The sequence below is a fragment of the Stutzerimonas tianxiuensis genome (genome assembly GCF_053470365.1).
In genome coordinates, this window is sequence record NZ_JBPVWS010000003.1 from 288,387 (window position 1) to 308,987 (window position 20,601).

Annotated in this window: 16 protein-coding genes; 3 read left to right on the top strand and 13 right to left on the bottom strand. The window is 61.2% G+C overall.

The features are described 5' to 3' along the window. Positions 1-77: 77 nt before the first annotated feature. The 6 genes from ACSSNI_RS06365 to ACSSNI_RS06390 form a co-directional block, all read right to left on the bottom strand. Entirely contained in the window at positions 78-1,097 is a 1,020-nt protein-coding gene (locus tag ACSSNI_RS06365) for a lysylphosphatidylglycerol synthase domain-containing protein (protein WP_200636813.1), read from the bottom strand. After that, positions 1,094-2,329 (bottom strand): cardiolipin synthase ClsB, encoded by a 1,236-nt coding sequence (gene clsB / locus ACSSNI_RS06370; RefSeq protein ID WP_200636812.1) that lies wholly within the window; start codon positions 2,327-2,329, stop codon positions 1,094-1,096. Before clsB ends, ACSSNI_RS06365 begins: the two co-directional genes overlap by 4 nt. Next, positions 2,326-3,129: an endonuclease/exonuclease/phosphatase family protein gene (locus ACSSNI_RS06375; RefSeq protein ID WP_200636811.1), complete on the bottom strand. Its 804-nt coding sequence runs from the start codon at positions 3,127-3,129 to the stop codon at positions 2,326-2,328. The genes clsB and ACSSNI_RS06375 overlap by 4 nt, the downstream gene beginning before the upstream one ends. Continuing rightward, on the bottom strand, positions 3,126-4,043 hold the full coding sequence (locus ACSSNI_RS06380) for a DUF72 domain-containing protein (RefSeq protein WP_200636810.1): 918 nt from the start codon (positions 4,041-4,043) through the stop codon (positions 3,126-3,128). Before ACSSNI_RS06380 ends, ACSSNI_RS06375 begins: the two co-directional genes overlap by 4 nt. Positions 4,044-4,059: 16 nt before the next feature. Beyond that, entirely contained in the window at positions 4,060-5,325 is a 1,266-nt protein-coding gene (locus ACSSNI_RS06385) for a zinc-dependent alcohol dehydrogenase (protein WP_102835271.1), read from the bottom strand. 306 nt (positions 5,326-5,631) lie between these two features. Beyond that, entirely contained in the window at positions 5,632-6,552 is a 921-nt protein-coding gene (locus ACSSNI_RS06390) for a LysR family transcriptional regulator (RefSeq protein ID WP_200636809.1), read from the bottom strand. Positions 6,553-6,656: 104 nt separating this feature from the next. On the opposite strand from ACSSNI_RS06390, the gene ACSSNI_RS06395 reads away from it, so the two are divergent. Next, a complete protein-coding gene (locus ACSSNI_RS06395; RefSeq protein WP_200636807.1) occupies positions 6,657-7,472 on the top strand; it encodes a DODA-type extradiol aromatic ring-opening family dioxygenase in 816 nt (271 codons plus the stop codon). A 32-nt stretch (positions 7,473-7,504) separates the two neighbouring features. Beyond that, on the top strand, positions 7,505-7,786 hold the full coding sequence (locus ACSSNI_RS06400) for a DUF2218 domain-containing protein (RefSeq protein WP_200636805.1): 282 nt from the start codon (positions 7,505-7,507) through the stop codon (positions 7,784-7,786). 11 nt (positions 7,787-7,797) lie between these two features. Here ACSSNI_RS06400 and ACSSNI_RS06405 read toward each other — a convergent pair whose 3' ends face one another. The 7 genes from ACSSNI_RS06405 to glgA all read right to left on the bottom strand — a co-directional run bounded on the left by ACSSNI_RS06405 (position 7,798) and on the right by glgA (position 19,771). Further along, positions 7,798-8,652, bottom strand: coding sequence for a M23 family metallopeptidase (locus ACSSNI_RS06405; protein WP_200636803.1), 855 nt, complete (start codon positions 8,650-8,652; stop codon positions 7,798-7,800). Between the two features lie 238 nt (positions 8,653-8,890). Then, complete coding sequence (glgX, locus tag ACSSNI_RS06410) at positions 8,891-11,041, bottom strand: glycogen debranching protein GlgX (protein WP_200636801.1); 2,151 nt, start codon at positions 11,039-11,041, stop codon at positions 8,891-8,893. A 105-nt stretch (positions 11,042-11,146) separates the two neighbouring features. Next, complete coding sequence (locus tag ACSSNI_RS06415) at positions 11,147-11,542, bottom strand: DUF2934 domain-containing protein (protein ID WP_200636799.1); 396 nt, start codon at positions 11,540-11,542, stop codon at positions 11,147-11,149. Further along, positions 11,539-14,352: a malto-oligosyltrehalose synthase gene (locus ACSSNI_RS06420; protein ID WP_200636797.1), complete on the bottom strand. Its 2,814-nt coding sequence runs from the start codon at positions 14,350-14,352 to the stop codon at positions 11,539-11,541. The genes ACSSNI_RS06415 and ACSSNI_RS06420 overlap by 4 nt, the downstream gene beginning before the upstream one ends. Further along, complete coding sequence (gene malQ / locus ACSSNI_RS06425; RefSeq protein ID WP_200636795.1) at positions 14,349-16,427, bottom strand: 4-alpha-glucanotransferase; 2,079 nt, start codon at positions 16,425-16,427, stop codon at positions 14,349-14,351. Before malQ ends, ACSSNI_RS06420 begins: the two co-directional genes overlap by 4 nt. After that, positions 16,427-18,208, bottom strand: a complete 1,782-nt coding sequence (treZ, locus tag ACSSNI_RS06430) for a malto-oligosyltrehalose trehalohydrolase (RefSeq protein ID WP_200636793.1) — start codon at positions 18,206-18,208, stop codon at positions 16,427-16,429. The genes malQ and treZ overlap by 1 nt, the downstream gene beginning before the upstream one ends. A gap of 12 nt (positions 18,209-18,220) precedes the next feature. Beyond that, positions 18,221-19,771 carry a glycogen synthase GlgA gene (gene glgA / locus ACSSNI_RS06435; RefSeq protein WP_148924191.1) on the bottom strand — a complete coding sequence of 517 codons (1,551 nt, stop codon included), beginning with the start codon at positions 19,769-19,771 and terminating at the stop codon, positions 18,221-18,223. A 300-nt stretch (positions 19,772-20,071) separates the two neighbouring features. Here glgA and ACSSNI_RS06440 point away from each other — a divergent pair, with 300 nt between their 5' ends. Then, positions 20,072-20,572, top strand: a complete 501-nt coding sequence (locus tag ACSSNI_RS06440; RefSeq protein ID WP_200636792.1) for a CinA family protein — start codon at positions 20,072-20,074, stop codon at positions 20,570-20,572. Positions 20,573-20,601 lie beyond the last annotated feature (29 nt).

The following is a 20,601-nucleotide window of genomic DNA, read 5'->3' on the forward strand; positions in this document are numbered from 1 at the left end:
CCGGAGCGATGATCGCTCCGGCTTTTTTGTTTATGGTGCTTGCGGTGGCAGCGGGCAGAGCAAACTTGCGGTCATTATCAAGTCGCTGTAGACGGGTGCTCTTCCTGCGGGTCGTCGTCGTTTTGCGCCTGGCCACGAGAACGCAGCTTCTTCGCCCGTAGTTCCAGCGCCACGTAAACCATCGTGGCGAACATAAGCGGGATAAGGAAGTAGACCACCCGGTAGCCGATCAACCCGGCCACGATGTTGGCCTGGCTGAGTTCACCTCCGCTGAGCATTGCCACGAACACCGCTTCAATCACGCCCAGCCCGGCCGGTATGTGGGCAATCACGCCCGCTACGCTGCTGATCATCAGAATGCCCAGCACGACGGGATAGGGCACCTGTTGCGACAGCATGAAATAGACCACCAGCGCCATCAGTGCCCAGTTGCTGGCGCCGAGCAGCATCTGGACCACAGCCAGGCGCAGGCTCGGCAAATAGATCTCGTGCTTGCGGATCGTCCAGTGGCGACGTTTGGAGAAACCGCACGCCCAGAGATAGACCGCCGAGACCAGCAGCAGCCCAGCGCCCAGTACACGCAATGCGGTATGACCGATCTCCCAGTCAGCGGGCGGCGTGATCCATCCCAGGGAAAAGATCAGCCCCGCCAGCCACAAATAGCCGAGCCAGTTGGTCAGCACGCTCATGGTGAACACACGGGTGATCTGCGAGGTGCGCAGGCCAAACCGCGAGTAGAGCCGATAGCGCAGCGCGATTCCGCCTACCCAGGCGCTCAGGTTGAGGTTGAAGGCGTAGCAGACAAAGGTCACCGGGAGGATTTGCCGGATTGGCATGTCGTGCTGGGCATAGCGTTTGCCGAGTACGTCGAAACAGCAGTACACCGCATAACTCACCGCGGTGGCTGCACCAGCCATCCACAGCGTCCTGGCGCTGTAGTTGCGCAGCGTCTGATAGACCTCACTCCAGTTGACGTTGCGGGCAAGCCCGATCAATAGCCCGGCGACCAGAATGAAGAAGCAGTAGGTCAGGATCCGCTTGATCAGCGGCCATCGGCGGCGCCACCCGCTCTGTGGCTGGTGGTGTCGCTCTGTCATTGATGTTCTCGCTGCATGGGGGCGGGACTGGGCTCCAAGGGCTCCGGATCGAGCAGCTGCAACCTTGGTTTGTGCGCCGGCAACAGGCCCACCCACTGAGGGAAGTGACGCAGGAAGTGGAAAATGATGAAGGCCAGCGGTGCTCGCCACCAGTAACCACGGATGATGCGCTCCAGCGGAATGCGGCGGCAGTCCTGTTGCAGCAGTCGGTCCAGGTTCTCGTGCAATTGGCGGTTGAAGCTGTGATCACGAATGATCAGGTTCGCCTCGAGGTTGAGCGACAGGCTCAGGGGATCGAGATTGCTCGAGCCCACTGTGGACCACTCGTAGTCGGCCAGCGCTACCTTGCCATGCAACGGCCGGCGGCAGTATTCATGGATCTCCACGCCGTCGCTCATCAGATAGTTGTAGAGCATGCGCGCGCCGAACTTCGCAATCGGCATGTCCGGTTCGCCCTGCAGAATCAACCGGACCCTGACGCCACGCCGTGCGGCGTTTCGGATTTCCCGCAGCACCCGGTAACCGGGGAAGAAATAAGCGTTGGCGATCAGCAGGCGTGAGCGAGCATCGCGGATCGCCTGCAGATAATGCTGCTCGATGTCGTTGCTGTGGTCGTTGTTGTCGCGGGTCACGAACAGGGCGCGGGCTTCTCCTCGGCTGACGCCGACAAAACCGTTGCTTTGAGTTCGTGGTCGCCGATGCCACCAGCGCCGGTGCGAAGAGGTGGCCGTGATGTTCGCGAGTGAAAAGCGGTGGATATCGTGTACGACCGGGCCTTCTACCCGAAGCGCGTAATCCTGTTTGGCTGCTGGGCCGAAATCGCCTAGATGGTCAGCTGAAAAGTTGATGCCTCCGATGAAAGCCAGATCGCCATCCACGACGACAATCTTGCGGTGCATTCGGCGGAATACGTTCAGACGCTTGCCCAACACCCGCTTGCCCGGATCGAATACGTGGACGCGTACACCGGCCCGCGCCATCGCCGCAGCAAAATCGCCATCCAGGTCAGCCGAGCCATAACCGTCTACGGTCACGTCCACGCTCACGCCGCGCTCTGCTGCCGCGATCAGTGTCTGTTGCAGCTCCTGCCCAACCTTGTCTTTGAAAAAGATGAAGGTTTCCAACAGGACTTCCTTTTCCGCGGCCGCAATGGCCTCGAACACAGCGGGAAAGAATTCCTCGCCGTTTTCCAGCAACTGAAGACGATTCCCGTCTCTCCAGTGAAAATTCATAGGTGTATCTCCACCGCCAAGGGCAGATGATCGGACAAGTGTGTCCAGGGTTTGTTACCCAGTATTCTCGGTTTGTGACTCGTGGCATTTCGCACATAGATCCGGTCCAGCCGCAGCATCGGCCAGCGCGCCGGGAAGGTTTTCGCCACCTTGCCCTGTGCTACCGCGAAAACCTCGTGCATACCGGCACAGCGATCCAGCACCTGAGCACCTTTGAGTCGCCAGTCGTTGAAGTCCCCGGCGACCACCACCGGGGCATCGGCTGGCAGCGAATCAAGAAGGTCGCAGAGCAGGCGCAATTGCTGCTGACGATGAGCTTCGCGCAAGCCCAGGTGCACGCAGATAGCGTGGAACTCGTCATGCCCCGGTACCTGCAGCACGCTGTGCAACAGGCCGCGACGCTCAGGGCCAGCAATGGAAATGTCGAGGTTCTCGTAGCGCGTGATGGGGAATTTAGAGAGCAGGGCATTGCCGTGGTCGCCGTCAGGGTAGACGGCGTTGCGGCCATAGGCGAAATCGGTCCAGATGCTGTCAGCCAGGAACTCGTACTGCGACATCTTGGGCCAGTCATGAAAGCGCAAGGCATGCTTTTCATGAGTGCCGAGGACTTCCTGCAAAAACACGATATCGGCCGATACCGCCCTCACTGCCTCGCGCAGCTCCGGAAGGATGAAACGCCGGTTGAGCGCGGTGAAGCCTTTATGTGTGTTCACGGTCAGCAGGCGCACCGTGCTGACGGCCGTGGACATATGCGCGTCGAGGTCGCGGCTGTCGAGGGGGTGGGTCTTGTCCAGATTCACGCCAATGCTCCTTCCAACTGGCCTGGAGTGGTTTCCAGGTCTTTATCCAGTCCGAGCCGGCGCAACAGCTGTCGCGCGTCATAGGGCGCCCGGACCTTTACATCGTTATCGAAATAGCAATAAACGGCGCGATGCTTGCGCGCCGGAGGCTTGATGGAGCTGATCAGATGAGCGTCGTCAGGCTGGCCGCCATTGTTCCAGCGGGTGATGCGCTGGGCCCAGTTATCCAGCGCCTCATCGGTGTAGCCGCTGGTGTAGAGCTGTTCGGCCCCGTGAAGGCGGATGTAGACGAAATCACTGGTGAGATCCTCTCGGTATGGCCACTTGCCGGCCGTGTCGGCTACAACCAGTGCAACCTTATATTTGCGCAAAAGCGCTACGAACGACTGATCGACGAAGCTCTCGTTACGTATTTCGACCGCATGGCGAAGGGAGCGTTTGCGGTCAATCTGCAGATAACTGCGCCCCTCCATGCGTGGTTCACAGCCTTTTGCCATTTCCAACGCCGCAGCCGTGTCATGCGGCAGCAAACTGAGGAAGGTTTCGAAACGCTCGGGATCGAATTTGAACGAAGGCGGGAACTGCCACAGCATCGGACCGAGCTTGTCCTTGAGCGCAAGAACACCGGAGGCGAGAAAGTTGGCAATGGGCTTCTCGACCTCCCGAAGGCGCAGCACATGGGTGATGTAGCGGGGCGCCTTGACGCTGAAAACGAAGCCCTTGGGTGTCTCGTCATACCAGCCGGCGTAGAGCTCTGGCTTCTGCAGCGAGTAGAACGAGCCGTTGATCTCGATGCTGCTCACGGCGCGCGAGGCGAACTTCAGCTCGTTCTTCTGGACGAGACCCTTGGGATAGAAGTCGCCTCGCCAAGGTGCGTAGCGCCAGCCGGAAATGCCTATATGGATGGCTGCCATCGCTTGCTCCTGTAGTCTAACGGGGGTTCTGCATGCTGGTCGGGTCGCTGGCCGGGAAGGTGTCGGCGACGGCCTCGTCGACCAGCGTTTCTTCCGAGCCGTGTACGTTCGAGCCCTCTCGTTGGGGCTTCAGCTCGACCTTGATCCAACCGCCTTCGCGCCGATCGAACGCTTCGAATGCCGCGATGACATCGCTCATCGGCTTGACCTGCGTGAGAATCTTCGTCGGGTCGATGCGCCGCGCCTGGATCATCTCGATCAGCCGGGGGATGTATTTGCGGTGGTGGCAGTTACCCATGTTCATGGTGATGTTCTTGTTCATCGCCATGCCGATGGGGAAGGTCGTGGCATCCGGCGGGTAGACGCCAATGATCGACAAGGTGCCGGCCTTGGCCAGACACTGCACGCCCCATTCGAGCGCCTGTGAGGGGGCATCGCCCGGTTGCCACTTGGCGTTCTGATCGGCATTGGCGCCGTCGGCAGGTTTGCCGCCGCAGCAACCGTGTTCCGCATCGACGCCCACGGCATCAATCACGCGGTCGACGCCAATCCCGCCGGTCAAACGCTTGAGCGTTTCGATCGGGTCTTCTCGATTGAAGTCGATGATCTCCGCCCCCTGACGCTGGGCCATGCGCAGACGGTCGTCGTATTGATCGATGGCAAAGATGCGCCCGGCCCCCAGCAGTTTGGCGCTGGCAATGGCGAACTGACCGACCGGACCGCAGCCGAATACGGCTACCGTGTCGCCGGCTTCGATCTCGGCCATCTCCGCGCCGAAATAGCCGGTCGGGAAAATGTCCGACAGCAGAATTGCCTGGTCATCGCTGATTTCCGGCGGCAGCTTCACCAGACCGATGTTGGCAAAGGGAATGCGCGCCTTTTCGGCTTGCAGTCCATGGAATGGCCCTGTGGCTGCAGGGCCGCCGTAGAATGCAGTGCCTGCTTCCTTGCCGTTTGGATTGGCCACGTCGCACTGGGCGAAATAGCCCGAGCGGCAGTACGAGCAGTTGCCGCAGGCGATGGTCGAGGGAATCACCACGCGGTCGCCGATCTGCAGGTTGCGCACGTCCTCGCCGAGCTCTTCAACGATGCCGACACCCTCATGGCCAAGAATGGTGCCGGGCTTCATGCCGCTGAAGGTGCCGCGCACGAAGTGCAGATCCGTCCCGCAAATGGCAGAGGCGGTGATGCGCACAATGGCGTCGGTCGGGGCTTCGATCTTGGGGTCGGGTACGTCTTCGAGGCGTATGTCGCCGACATCGTGATAGACCACAGCTTTCATGGGCGTCTCCATAAACGGTCCAATCGCGCCTGGCCGGGCATCGATTGGTCTGAATGAATGGTGAGTGACATCCAGCAGATCAGCCGAGCTGGAGCAGCTGGGCTGAAAAATCCTTGGGCATGCGCCTGCCTGTGCGGGCGGCGCGATCCACGGCACGTTGCTTACGCAATCTGCTCCCTTCATTCGGACTGATAGCGGCTTGCCCGGTTCATCTTTTTTTCCCCTGCAGCGCAGCCGGGGCCGCTCAGTATCGGGAGTTACCGCCTGTTGGAAGAGTGCTGAGCCGAGGCGAAAGGCACGGCCGGGTCAACGAAACGGGTGCTCCCATGGCAGCTCGCCCGCGAACGCTTCGACCAGATAGTCGATCATGGCTCGAACTTTGGCCGGCGGGCGGCGATCTGGTGGGTAGACCACATGGATCCCGCCGAGGCCCAACGGTGGCTGATCGAGTTCGATGACTTCCAGCTCACCTCGGCTGAGGGCCGCCGCCACGATGAACTGCGGCTGGTAGATCAGCCCTTGGTCACCCACGGCGGCTGCAACCAGCGCCGCGCCGTTGTTAGCCACCAGGTTGCCCTGGATCGGTACGCGGAATTCTCCCTCGGGTCCGAATGCCCATTCTCGACCGCCCAGCAAGTTCGACAGGCTGTAACCCAGGCAATTGTGCTGCGACAGATCGCTCACCCGCTTCGGCACGCCATGCCGGGCCAGATAGCCGGGCGAGGCGCAGACCTGCATCCGGCAGTCAGTCAGACGCCTGGCCTGCAACGGGCTGTCGGTCAGGCGGCCAATTCGCACGGCCATGTCCCAGCTCCCATCGATCAAGTCGACCTGGCTGTCGGTCAGCCCCAGTTCGACTTTGACCGCTGGGTGGCGCTGACTGAATTCAGGCATCAAGGGCGCGATGAAACGGGTACCGAACGACAGAGGCACGTTCATGCGCAGCAGGCCTGAGGCTTCGACCCGCTGTGAGGCGACGCTGGCCTCGGCTTCGTCGATTTCCGGGAGGATCCGCAGGCACGCCTCGAGGTAGCTGCTGCCCGCCGCTGTCAGGCTTAGCCGTCGGGTGCTGCGGTGAAAAAGCTTGACCCCTAGGCGTGCTTCCAGCGCATCCACATGCTTGGTCGCCATGGCCGGTGACAAGCCCAGATGACGCGCAGCGGCAGACAGGCTGCCAGCACTGGCTGCACGGGCAAACACTCGCATTCCGGTGATTCGGTCGAGCATTGCAGCTCCTACTCTCAGTTGAAACTGTTGATTCAGATTGCCTTGTTCAGCTCAAAACAACCGTAATCCATACTGTGCGTCCGCCCCCTCAGGATCAAGATGCGATGCACAACTACGCCAATATGAGGATGCCCACACTGTTCGTTCCGCACGGTGCCGGGCCGTGCTTCTTCATGGAGTGGAACCCTGTCGACGCATGGGATGCGATGGCTGCCTTTCTGAGATCTGTCGCCGCAACGTTGCCGCAGCGCCCTCGTGCGATCGTGCTGATCTCCGGGCATTGGCTGGAGTCCCGCGTCATGGTCACGGCGAACGCACGACCTGAGCTCATCTATGACTACAGCGGATTTCCCGCGCACACCTACGCCTTGGAGTACCCGGCACCAGGCGATCCATCGCTGGCGGCACGGCTGGTCGATTTGCTTGGTGAGGCTGGCATTGCGGCGGGCGAGGACGGGCGACGCGGCTACGACCACGGCACCTTCATCCCACTGAAGCTGATGTTTGCCGAGGCAGACGTGCCGGTGGTGCAGTTGTCGCTGCAGCGCGATCTGGACGCGGCGACCCATCTCGCTATTGGTCGCGCCATCGCCCCGCTGCGTGATGAGGGTGTGTTGATCGTCGGCAGCGGCATGAGCTTTCACAACATGCGTGGCTATGGCGATCCGCGTTTCGCGCCGATTTCGGATGAGTTCGACCACTGGTTGAGCAATGCCGTCAGTGCACCGAGTTCGGATCGTGAGGCGCTGCTGCAAGGATGGGAGCAGGCGCCTTCAGCGAGGCTCTGCCATCCGCCCCGTGGCGAAGAGCACCTATTGCCGCTGATGGTGGCGGCTGGCGCTGCGCCGGACGGGGCGGGACGCAAGGTATTCACCGATCGCGTCATGCATACGACGCTGTCGGCCTACCGGTTTGACTGATCCATCAGTCCATTTAGCAAAGAGGTCTCTTCATGCGCAGTTCTACCGTACAGATCCAGACATCCGACCCCAGCCGCCTTATCCGCAGGCTCTGCAAACACTGGAGCCACAAGTTCGAGGTGGATTTCGATGACCGACATGGTCATATCGCCTTGGGCGACACTCAGTGCTCGCTGACGGCTGGAAAAAACAGCCTGACCGCGACCTTGCAGACCACGAACGAGGAACAGCAGGCGCGCATGGAAGCCGTTGTGGCTGACCACCTGCAGCGCATGTCAGCCGACGAGACGTTCAATTTTTCCTGGCAGCGCTGAGGTGCTGTCGATCAGTTGTTGCTGGCGAAGTTCGGCAACGTGCTGACCGGTTGCGAAAAGCGGAAAGGAATGGACATCATCGAGTCGCCATAAGCTTTTTGCACGACGAAATGCAGGTGTGGGCCGGTGCTACGGCCGGTATTGCCGGACTGGCCAAGCAGACTGCCGACTTTTACCTGTTGCCCCGCCTTGACCTTCACTGAACCGCGCTTCAGGTGCAGGTATGCGCTATGCGTGCCGTCGTCGTGCAGGATTCGCACGTAGTTGCCGGCCGGGTTGGGCATCCGCCCGTGCTGCCCATCATGAGCCTTCAACACCGTTCCCGCACGCGCCGCCACGATGGGGGTGCCCTGCGGCATGGCGATATCGACCGCATAACGGCCCTTGGGCGACGTGTGGCTGTAGTCCCCGCCTGCGCCCTGCGAAATGGAGAACGGGCCGCCTTTCCAGGGCAGGGCATAGGCATAACCGCCAACGGAACCCTTTTTGCCCGGCTCAGGTGAGTAGATCAGCGAGTAGCTGAACGAATGCTGGTACATCAGCGGATAGCCGGGCTGGCGTTTGCGCAATGTGGCGATGCGCATACGGGTCCGTGCTGGCACTGTCTTGCGGACTACGCCTTTGCCAACGCCAGTGACGTTGACCATGTGCGTCAGGCGCAACACGACTTCGACCGGAACGTCGGTGTCGTTGCGAACGTCCATCGCTTTGCCCGAGCCGATGCGGTTGACGAACAGTTTTACGGTGCCCGGTTTGGTGGCGGGCAACGTCGCATTACTGATGGTGCCGCCGGCATGTGAGGGCAGGGCAACGATGGAGCAGAAGGTCAGCAGAACGGAGGAAATGATCAGCCGAATGAGATGCATAAAGAAGTGGTCCGTCACGGAAGGGACACTCTGCCCGCGACTGGCAGGAACAAATCCGTAGGTTCATGAACGCCGCGCTGTGGGTTGGGACTGGAGTCGCTTGGCGGGGTTCACTACCGCACGTCGAGTTCAAACGAACGGTTGAGTAATGGCGCGGTTGTTCTGCCTCAGAGACAAAAAAGCCCCGGAAACCGGGGCCTTGAAAGCAATAGTGGTCAGGTCGGTGCCTGCTCGCCCGTTATTCCTCTTCCTTGATCAGTTCGAACAGCAACAGCGAACGGCCGGTGAGGGCGTACTCGTTGTTGAAGTCGAAACGCTCGGACCGGGCGTTGGGGTTGTTGGTATCAATCAGGCGGTTCCAGTAGATGCCTTGAGGCACCTCGGGTAGCGTGAAATTGACCACGTCGTGATGGGAGTTGACGATCAGCAGCAGGGTAGCGTCCGAGCCGGCCTTGCGGATACCGGTGGGCTGCGCACGCCCATCCAACAGCATGCCCATGCACCGGTTGTTGCCATCTTCCCAGTGCTCGATGGTCATTTCTTCGCCATGTGGCGCCAGCCAGGTGACGTCCTTGATGTCCAGTTCTTCGTTATAGGCACCGACGAGGAAACGTCCGCGACGCAGCATCGGATAGCGTTGACGCAGCCGGATCAGCTTGCGCACGAAGGCCTGCAGCGTGCGGCCATCCTCGGAAATATCCCAGTTGACCCAGCCGATTTCACTGTCCTGGCAATACGCGTTGTTATTGCCGTTCTGGGTGCGCGCGAACTCGTCACCGGCCACGATCATCGGCGTGCCCTGGGAGAACAGCAGCGTGCCGAAGAAGTTACGCATCTGACGGAAGCGCAACTCGTTGATCTCCGGATCGTCAGTCGGGCCTTCCGTGCCATGGTTCCAGGAGATGTTGTTGCTGCTGCCGTCACGGTTGTCTTCGTCATTGGCCTCGTTGTGCTTGTCGTTGTACGACACCAGGTCATTCAGGGTGAAGCCGTCATGCGCGGTGATGAAGTTCACCGAACTGAATGGGCGGCGGCCACGCTGATTGAACAGGTCCCCAGAACCGGTCAGGCGCGCTGCAAAGTCCGGCAGCTGATCCTCGTCGCCTTTCCAGAACGCGCGCACGGTGTCGCGATACTGGTCGTTCCACTCGGCCCAGCCCGGCGGGAAGCCACCGACCTGATAACCGCCGGGGCCACAGTCCCAGGGCTCGGCGATAAGTTTGGTTTTTGCCAGCACCGGGTCCTGACGGCAGGCGACCAGGAACCCGTGGCGTTCGTCATAACCGTCGTGCTCGCGGCCGAGGATGGTCGCCAGATCGAAGCGGAAGCCATCGACATGCATCTCTTCGGCCCAGTAGCGCAGGGAGTCAGTCACCATTTGCAGGACACAGGGGTGACTCATGTCCAACGTGTTGCCGGTGCCTGAATCGTTGATGTAGTAGCGCTTCTGGTCGGGCATCAGCCGGTAGTACGAGGCATTGTCGATGCCGCGCATGGAAAGCGTTGGGCCCAGCTCGTTGCCCTCGGCGGTGTGGTTGTAGACCACGTCGAGAATGACCTCGAGATCCGCGTTGTGAAGGTGGGCGACCATTTCCTTGAATTCGCTGATCTTGCCGCTCGCCAAATATTTCGGGTGCGGTGCGAAGAAGGCGATGCTGTTGTAACCCCAATAGTTGCTCATCCCTTTTTCGAGCAGATGCTGATCCTGCACGAAACCGTGGATCGGCAGAAACTCGATGGATGAAACACCGAGCTTGCGCACGTAGTCGATCACTTCCGGCGTTTTGAAACCGCCAAAGGTGCCGCGCATGTCCTCGGGAACAGCCGGGTGCTGCATTGTGAAACCCCGCACGTGGGTTTCGTAGATGATCGTGCGATCCCAGGGTACCTGTACCGGGCGGTCATGCCCCCATGTGAAAGCAGGGTCGATGATCTTGGACTTCGGTACGAAGGGCGCACTGTCGCGTTCGTCATAGCTCAGGTCCGCATCGGCATGGCCAATGGTGTAGCCAAACAGCGCCTCGGACCATTTCAGCCCACCGACCAGTTGCTTGGCATAGGGGTCGATCAGCAACTTATTCGGGTTGAAGCGGTGTCCGGCATCCGGCGCATACGGGCCATGCACGCGGTAGCCATAGATCTGCCCTGGATGGGCATCGGGCAGATAACCGTGCCAGATTTCGTCGGTGTATTCCGGCAGCTCGATGCGCTCGAGCTCGGTTTCGCCATCGGCATCGAACAGGCACAGCTCAACCTTTGTGGCATTCGCGGAAAAGATCGCGAAGTTGACCCCTAATCCGTCCCAGGTGGCGCCAAGCGGGAAGGGCTGTCCCTCGCGAATACGCGAAGGCACCAGAATTTGAGGCGCCGCAGGTTTTTTTCTACTCATGAAATCTCCGATGGCTACTCTGCCCAATGGCTGTGCAGGGCGATGAAGGACCACGACTGGCCGGCTCCCGGATGGAGCCAGCTCGGTGGCATGGCGCGGTGTCGTTCAGCTGTCTTTCTTGACCCGTGGTGCACGAGGTTTTTTCACGCCTTCCGGGGTGCCCTCGGCTGCGTTGGTACCTGCTTTGGCTTTGGGACGTGCAGTCCCCTTGGCCGGAGCGACCGCAGGCTTGGCTGGCTTGACGTCTTTTGGCTCCTTGGCTTCCTTCGCAGGCTTGGCTGCCTTAGTCGCTTTGGCGGGTTTGTCAGCAGGGGTGGCATCCGTTGGTTTTGTGACTGCTTTACGCGCGCGGGCTGCCGGCTTTGATTCGGAGGTATCGTTTTCCGCTTCAGCCAGCTTGCGGGCCATCTCCCAATGACGTTCGTCCTGCCCGTGCGGGCGGCCTTCCGAAACCCAAATGTCGTAGGCCAACTCGCGGATGCGCTGCTCTTGTTTGGTCATCGTTCTGATTCTCCTGTTGAACTCATTGTTAGCTGTAAAAGCGCAAAGGGCAGGTGCTGCAAAACATCGGGCACGCTTAAACCTTCTTGTTTGGGTCTGACTGTCATTCCGTCGAAAAGTCGCTCCATTGCTTTACCGCTCAGCGCATCGGGCAATCGGACATGTGTGTCGCCCCAGCGCTCGATCGGAACCTGTGGTGTCTGGCTGTCGCCAAGCAAGCCGTAGGCCAGACGTGCGGCAATCACAATCACGCAGTGGCCGTCGAGCTCACGAGCGAAGGCAATCACACGTTCGGCATGCTCGCCTTCGACCTTCAAAGGAAGATAGCGGCCCTCGGTAAACAGACGCGGGTGAGCACGACGCAGTTTCAGTGTGTTCGCGATCAGCCATTGCTTGATGCGACCGTCCTGCCAGTTCGCCATGAGCTCGGCTGGCTGTGCGTCCAGGCTAAAGGTAGCGCGACGACGGTCGAAATCGACGGGACGGCGGTTGTCGGGGTCGACCAGACTGAAGTCCCAGTAGTCCGCGCCCTGATAGAGGTCGGGCACGCCCGGCGTGGTCATGCGCAGAAAAGTCTGGGTAAGACTGTTGAGTGCGCCGGCAGGGGCCAGCTCGGCGGCAGCTGCGGCGATGTCGTCGCGCAGCGTCTTGCATTCGTCCCCCAGAAGCAGGGCGCGCAGGTAGTGCTGGCAGGCGCCTTCGTAATCACTGTTCGGATCGGTCCAGGTGCTGCGTAATTTGGCCTCGCGCACAGCCTTTTCCTGCCATTGGATCATCCGCTCGCAGAAGGTTTCCATGGCCGACTTGTCGTCCGCCTTCAGGTCCAGCGGCCAGCAGCCGAGCAGCACCTGATACAGCAACATTTCGTCGCCCGGCGAAGGCGCTGGTCCCTCCGGCAGCTCCTGGCGCTGGCCGTAGGCGAGCTGACGCCAATGTTTGACTTTGCTGGCGAACCATTCGGCACGTTCGCTGATCACCGTCATCCTCGCACGGGTGTCTTCGCCGCGTTTGTGATCATGGGTAGCCGTGGTCAGCAAGTTGCGCGGGAAGTGCTCCGCACGTTCAAGGCACTCGGCATGGAAGGTGTCGACCGGTGCGCTGAAGGTCTGCGCGTCGAAGCCGACATCGTTGCGCGACAGCAGCGTGCCGGAGCGGTAGCAGGCGGTGTCTTCCACGGCCTTGGCGGCGGCAGGCGAGGTCAGCTGCTGGAAGCGGGTACAGGCATAGCGGCGAATCCGCCGTGCAGGTCCCGGCGGTAAGGAGCGCAGGTCTTCCCCGCCGAGCCAGCGATCAAGCTGATCCAGCAGCGGCCAGTCGGCTTCGCCAAGTGTGGTGCGCGCTCCCGCCAGCGCCTGCTGGAAGAATGGCTCGTCAGACTCGCGTCGGCCGCGGGCCGCGATGTAGGTGCGGTACACCGGGAAATGCACGATCAACTCGAGCAGCCCGCGGCGGATCGCGCCGAGTGTGATATCGCGGGTCATCACGTCATGGCGCGCGACCTGCAGCAGCGCTTGGGCAACGGTTTCGAAGTCGCCGGCCAGCGGTCCGGTCAGCACCAGCTGTCGCGCCTGCCGGACTTCCTCCATGAAATCGGCCGGGCGCTCGGCAGTTTCGCTCCACAGCGTACACAGCACGGATTTACCGGCCGGGTCGTGTTGCAGCAGCGACACCTGGTTCATGAATTCGTAGCCAGTAGTGCCGTCGACGCCCCAGTCGTCATGGAGATGTTCGCCCTCAGCGAGAATCTTCTCGACGTAGATCGGCACATGATCCTGTTCCGCATCCTCGGGCCGCGCGGCATTGAGTCGATCGACACGACGCCGCAAGCGCCGGCAGTAACCGCGTGGATTGGCCAGCCCGTCGATGTGATCGATGCGCAAGCCGTCAACCAACCCTTCACTGATCAGCTCGAAGATCTTGGCATGGGTTTCCTCGAACACAACGGGGCGCTCGACGCGCAGACCGCCCAGCTCATTGATGTCGAAGAATCGCCGCCAGTTGATGTCGTCTCCCGCGGTACGCCAGCTGGCGAGGCGATAGTTCTGTCGTTCGAGCAGACCATGCAGGCGTTTGAAGCCTTCTTCGGTGGTCGAGTCGTAGTGTCTGATTGCTTGTTCCAGCGTTTGCCGAGTATTGCTGTCCTCCAGCAGTCGGGCCAGGTCGGCACGCAATTCACGCGCAGTCTGATAAGGCGCCGGCTCGGTTTTCAAGGCATCGAAATGCTGCGCCAGGCTACGCAACTCAGGTTGATCGGTCAGGCGCAGGATCTCGCCGTAAGTGGGTGGCGAAATGGGGAAGCGGTGCTCGTAGTGCTCGGCGTAAAAAGCGCCATTTTCGATATCCAGGCGCAGGGGAATCTTGCCTTCCTGCAGCGCATCGCCGTAGTCACTGCCAAGGAAAGGCACCAATAGCTGGCCTTCCAGCAGTGGATCGGGGGAATTCCACTGGATATCGAAAAATTGTGCGTAGGGGCTGCGGCGCCCCCACTCGAGCACGTCGAGCCACCAGGCGTTGCCGGAGCCGCCAACCGCCATGTGGTTGGAGACAATGTCCAGTATCAGGCCCATGCCCTTGGCGCGCAGTGCATCGACCAGTCTTCGCAGCGCCGGCTCACCGCCCAGCTCTGGATTGATACGGGTCGGGTCGATGACGTCGTAGCCGTGCATTGAGCCGGGCCGTGCCGTCAGCAGCGGGGACGCGTACAGATGGCTGATACCAAGGTCGGCAAAGTAGTCGACCAGAGCGGTGGCATCGTCGAGGGTGAAGTCACGATGGAACTGCAGTCGCAACGTGGCGCTAAGGTCTCTCATCGATGTTTACTTCCAGTGGCCTGCTTGCGCGCGCTGGAGAGCAGCTCCAGGCGGTGCGAGCAAGCGGGGTCATCAAGCAGGGTAGCGCTGTCGCTGGGGTAGCGTCGGCGCCAGTTGGGATGGGTGTCGATGATGCCGGGCAGATTCGGTTGTTCGAGCAGGCCCAGGGCGTCCTCGACAGGGAACAGCACCAGCGGAGCCGGCGTGCGGCCGAGGAAGACGGCACAAGCGTCGGCGAGTACGTCTGGATCGGTGAGGTCGCCCTCGATGCTCGGTGCGTATTCACGTAACAGCCTCAGCAGCCCGCCACGCTCGCGTTCGCGTTCCTCCAGCTGTGCGGGGCGTTCGTCCTCGCGGTGCTGGCCGACCTGGATACGCCAGTCGATGTCATGGGCTGTCCACCAGCCCTCGATGGTCGGCAGGTCATGCGTGGTCGACGTGGCGATTGCGCTGTCTGGCCATTCATCGAGTGGCTTGAAAGTGCCGTTGTTGTCGCGTTCGAAAAACAGCACGCGCATGCCCAGCAGCTTGCGTGCCGCCAGCTTGTCGCGCAGTCCTTCGGGGACCGTCCCGAGGTCTTCGCCCAGCACCACAGCGTTACGCCGCCAGGCCTCCAGCGTGAGCAGGCGCAGCAGGTCGTCAAAGGGGTAATTGAGGTAAGCGCCTTCGGTGGGGCCGGCGCCTGCGGGCATCACCCACAGACGCATCAAGCCCATCACATGATCGATGCGTATGCCGCCGGCATGCGCCAGGTTGGCCCGAACCATTTCGATGAACGCGCGGTAACCGTGTGCATTGAGGCCCCATGGGGAGAACGCTGAGATCCCCCAGCTTTGTCCCTGACGATTGATGACATCGGGCGGTGCACCCACGCTGAGCGCCGCCAAAACTTCATCCTGGCGACTCCAAGCCTGGCTGCCACCCCCGTCGGCACCCACGGCCAGGTCGCTGATCAGGCCGATCTTCATTCCAGCGCTGCAGGCGGCAATCTGGGCACGCTCGAGCCCACGGGCGATCAGCCATTGGCAAAAGGCGTAATAGCTGACCTCGGAGGCGTTTTCCTGTGCGAACTGTTCAACGGCGGCGCTTTGGGGCGTGCGGTATTCCTCGGGCCAGTCGCGCCAGTGCTGTGGGAAACCTTCTGGGCCGAGGAGGGCTGCGTGCAAGGCCTCGAAGCGACAATGGTTTTCCAGTGCTTCGCCGCCGGCTTCGCGAAAACTGTCGAAGTCCGCCTGCTGGGCGTTACCGCCGGTGGCGAAATCCTCGTAGAGCGTGCGCAGCAGGCACTGACGGGCTTGCGAGGCTGCGCTCCAATCGATCAGGTCGAGCGCCTCGAGGCGTTGTAGCTCGTCAGCAAGCCCGCAGGACTCGATTGCCATGCGCAGCGGCTTCTCACCCAGCACGGTGCCAGGTGCACTGTGCAGAATGTTGTAGAACAGCCGGCTGGAAGGCGAATACGGGCTGTATTGACCGCTGTTGCCGGTAAACATCGCGTGCACCGGGCTGATGCCCAGCGCGTCGGCCCCATGTGCAGCTGCATTGCGCGCAATCGCTTCAAGTGCCTGGGTATCGCCGAGCCCGCCATCACCGGGCCGACGCAATCCATAGAGCTGCACCGTAACCCCCCATGCTCCCGGGCCGGCCACGTCTTCTACGCTAGGGCAGGCGGCAGGGGAGACGGCCAGTGTAAGCTGCTGGTCAGCAATACTCAGCCGGTGATAGCCAGGCGTATCGATGGCCGCAAGACGCGACTGGCTATCCAGGCTTCCGTCCTGCTCGCTACCGTCTTCGAGGGTCAGGCTGTAAGGTGCCGATGGCTCGAAGTACTGACTGAGGTCCAGCGGCGCGCCCTGATCCAGCGTCAGCAGCGGCGGCACACTGGCCGCGCCTGAGCCGGCGTCGAGTTTTTCCAGGCTGAGTTCAATCTCCTCGTCGCTGGTGGCTGGCAGCCCCAGCCCGCCGAGCACGGCGCGCAAGACCTCCGGTTTGACCCGTTGATCCTTGCCATCCGCATCAACCCATTCGATGGACAGGCCAGCCGCCTTGGCCAGGCGGTTCAGTCGTTCATCGCTCATTAAGACACTCCTGCTGATTCGAGCAAATACATCCTGGCGGTGCGCGCAGGTAATGTGTCGGTGCCGCCTGAATCGCCTTCACGGCTGCTATGCAGCAAGCGCGCAGTCGAGGCAGGGGGCGTAACGGCAAGGTCGTTGCCACTCAAGTTGAGCTCCAGGCGCAACTCGCTGCGGTCACCCAGTTGCCAGCGAGCCAAGGCCGCGCTTTCGCCCAAGGTTTCGGCGCCGAGGAATTGCGAGCCTTCCAGCCGCGGCACGATTTCGGCGTGGCGAAGCTGCAGCAGATGGCGATACAGGCTCAGCCATTCGGCGTGCTCAGGCTCGTCGCGCTTACTGAAGTCAGGCTTGGAGGCCTCATACGTCTCGACCGCGTTTGGATCGGGTATACGCTCACGGGTGTGCTCGTCGGCGAACTCGGCAAATTCCGCGAATTCACCCCGGCGACCCTCACGCACGGCGTCGGCCAGCTCTCCGTGGTGGCTGGTGAAGAACAGGAAGGGCTCGCGCGCGCCCCATTCCTCGCCCATGAACAGCAGTGGCACCATGGGCGAAAGCAGCAGTACGGTCGTTGCCGCTTTAAGTGCATCGGGTGGTGCCAGGTTGATCAGCCGGTCGCCGAAGGCACGGTTACCGGTCTGATCATGGTTCTGCAAAAACAGGACGAAGGCGGTCGGGGAGAGGTGACCGCTGGGCTCGCCGCGCGATTCACCACGGCGATTCTCATGCCCTTGATAGACGAAGCCTTGACCGAGAAAACGCACCAGTTTGCTGGTCGAGTCGCTGTGGTAATCGCCGTAGTAGCCCTGGCTCTCATCGGTGAGCAGGGTGTGCAGCACGTTATGACCGTCGTCGTTCCACTGGGCGGTGAAGTCATCGGAGAGCAGGCTGGAAAGGTTGTGTTCGTTCTCCAGTACCAGATGCACGTGGCGACCCGGCTCGACCTCCGCTCGAACGCGTTCGGCCAATTCGGGTAGGAAGGTTGGGTCTGGAATCGCGTGGACAGCGTCCATGCGCAGCCCGTCGAAGCGATAGTCCATCAGCCACATCAGGGCGTTATCGATGAAGAAATCGCGCACTTCGCGACGACGGAAATCGATGCCGTCTCCCCAGGGCGTCTGCTGGTCGTGACGGAAGAAGTGCTTGGCGTAGCTGTGCAGGTAATTACCGTCCGGCCCGAAGTGGTTGTAGACCACATCGATGAATACCGTCAGCCCCAGACCATGAGCGGTGTCGATCAGGTGCTTGAGCTGATCGGGTGTGCCGTAGGAAGCTTCCGGCGCGTAGAGCAGAACGCCGTCGTAGCCCCAGTTGCGGTCGCCGGGGAATTCGGCGAGCGGCATCAACTCGATGGCAGTCACGCCGAGATCCGCCAGCGCCTGAAGACGCTGCTCGATCTGCGCATAGCCTCCGTAACTGCCAACGTGCAGTTCGTAGAGCACGGTTTCGTGCCAGGGGCGGCCTGGCCAATCCGCGTTGCGCCACGTATAGGCTGCAGGATCGACGACTACGCTCGGGTCGTGCACATCGGCAGACTGTGCCCGGGACGCGGGGTCGGGCACCTGAAGTTCATCGTCGATGAGGAAACTGTACTGCGTGCCGGCGCCGACATCTGCCTCGATGCTGTACCAGCCGTCTTTACCTTCCTGCATTGGCAGCGTAGCGCCGCCAATGATCACCAGGCTGACGCTTTGCGCGTCCGGTGCCCAGAGCCTGAACCGGGTACGGGATTCTTCCAGTAACACCGGTCCGTGTTGCCCGTTGCGGGCAGGCCTATTCTGCATTGATCAACCTCGTTAGATAGTGGCACTGACCTCGCGTCGTCCGCCCAGCAGGCGTTGGTACAACCGGTCATAGGGTTCGATCGCATGACTCCAGAAAAATCCCCCACTCATGGCACGGCAGCGCATCGCATTGAGTAATTGGGCGTTCTGATGCACCGACAGGGCGCGTTCGACTGCGCCGCGATAGCTGTCGACGGTGGCTTCACCGAAGAGGAACCCGGTGACGCCGTCGTCGATGCTGTCCGCCAGGCCGCCCGTGCGGTGGGCTATCGGCAATGACGCGAAGCGCTGTGCGTACATCTGGCTCAGGCCGCACGGCTCGTAGCGCGATGGCATGAGCAGGAAGTCACTGCCGGCAAACAGGCGCCGGGCGTCGGTTTCGTTGAAGCCGATATGCGCACCGACACGGCCGGGGAAACGCTCGACCAGGCGGCGAACCTCGTCTTCGATGTGTGGCTCGCCACGACCCAGGATGGCGAGCTGGCCGCCGCGTTCCACAATGGTTTCGGCAACCGCGATGGTCAGGTCGATGCCTTTCTGGTGCACCAGGCGAGACACCACCGAGAACAGCGGGCCATCACCTGCGTCCAGCTCGAACAGTTCGCGCACGTGCGCCGCGTTGGCCTGTTTGCCGGACCAATCGTTCGGGCCGAACGGGCTGACCAGATGAGAACAGCTGCGCGGCTCCCAGCTTTCTTCGATGCCGTTGAGCAAGCCGCTGAGCAGGCCTTGGCGTGCCTTCATGCTGAGGAAACCTTCCATGCCGCAACCGAATTCCGGCGTGGTGATTTCCTCGGCATAGGTCGCGCTGACAGTGGTCACATGGTTTGCATAGGCGATGCCGGCTTTGAGCAGCGACAGCGAGCCATAAAACTCCATGCGCTCGGGGCCGCAGCCTTCCAGAGGAATGGCCAGCGAGCGGCGCAGGCTCATATCGATGTTGCCCTGGTACGCCAGGTTGTGAATGGTGAAAACACTCGGCGTGGTAAGCCCGCGCCAGTGCATGTAGGCAGGTGTCAGGCCGGTCGGCCAGTCATGGGCGTGGACCAGATCGGGTGTCCAACGAATGCCCGCCGTGCCGTCGGCGATATCGGTCGCTGCCATGCACAGGCGGGCAAAGCGCACCGGGTTATCCGGCCAGTCCTGGCCATGCTCATCGCCATACGGCAGGCCGTCACGCTCGTAGAGTTCCGGGCAGATCACCACGTAGATGATCAGGCCGTCAGGCATGTCTAGCCGGCCGATGCGGCTCGGCGGCAGGTCAGCGTGGGAGATTACGCTGCCGACAATCCGTATCGGTTCGCCGCACTGCATCACCTGGGTGTAGCCGGGGATGAGCACGCGCACGTCGTGTAGATCACTCAGGGCTCGGGGGAGGGCTGCAGACACATCGGCCAGGCCGCCGGTCTTGACCAGATCGGTCAACTCGGACGTCACGAAAAGTATTTTCTTCTTGTCGTCCTGCGTGCTGCGCAATTGCAGCAGGGGTCGCTCTGCTGGCGGTGCCAGGCGTTGTGCGATATTCAAGCTGACAGGCCGGGCGTTCACAGCAGCAATACTCATAATTTACCTCTCCCCAAGCGGCCGGCCTCTTTGCCAAGCCTGCTACAAGCACGTTTCTTCCATGCAGCACCGCCGCGGCGCCGCAAACCATGAGCACGACAAAGCTGAATTTTCTGTATTGAGGCCGCGTGTGGAGCGGCGTAGAGCTGCGTTGGCCCTACCCTGAAACAAGACCGGCACGCCGTGAAATAGTTCTCGCCTTTAGGCGGAATACTGAAGCTTGGAACTTTGCCCTTGGGTATTGCCTCGGAAATTTGACTCAAGTCAGCTTTTTTCAAGACGAAAGCCGGAGTCAAGACCATGCAAGACCTTGCTGAAATCGTGCGGTTTCTTCGTGACAAACAGATGATGTTGACCACTGCGGAATCCTGCACCTGTGGCCTGATGGCCTCCCTGTTAGGCGACATCCCGGGCTGTGGCAGAGCGCTCGACAGCGGATTCGTTGTCTACTCGCCAAAGGCGAAGAACCAGCTGCTGCACGTCAGTTTCGAAACCATCGAAACCTTTGGCCTTACCAGCGAAGAGGTCGCCACCGAAATGGCCATCGGCGCGCTGAACGCCAGCGTTGCCGATATCGCCATTGCAAACACCGGTGTGGCCGACGACAGCGGAGAGGATGCCGGCGGTACACAGTGTTACGCCTTTGCACTGATGCAAGGGGAGCGCCAAGTAAGCATCAGCGAGACCGTTCAGTTCGAAGGTGATCGCGTGGCCATTCGTAAACAGGCAGCTCGCTACGGGCTAGAGCAGTTGCCGAGCAAATACGAACAGCTGGTACGCAAACTGCGTGAGCACGAATGACTTTGCGGTGACTGCGTCCGCGCACCGAC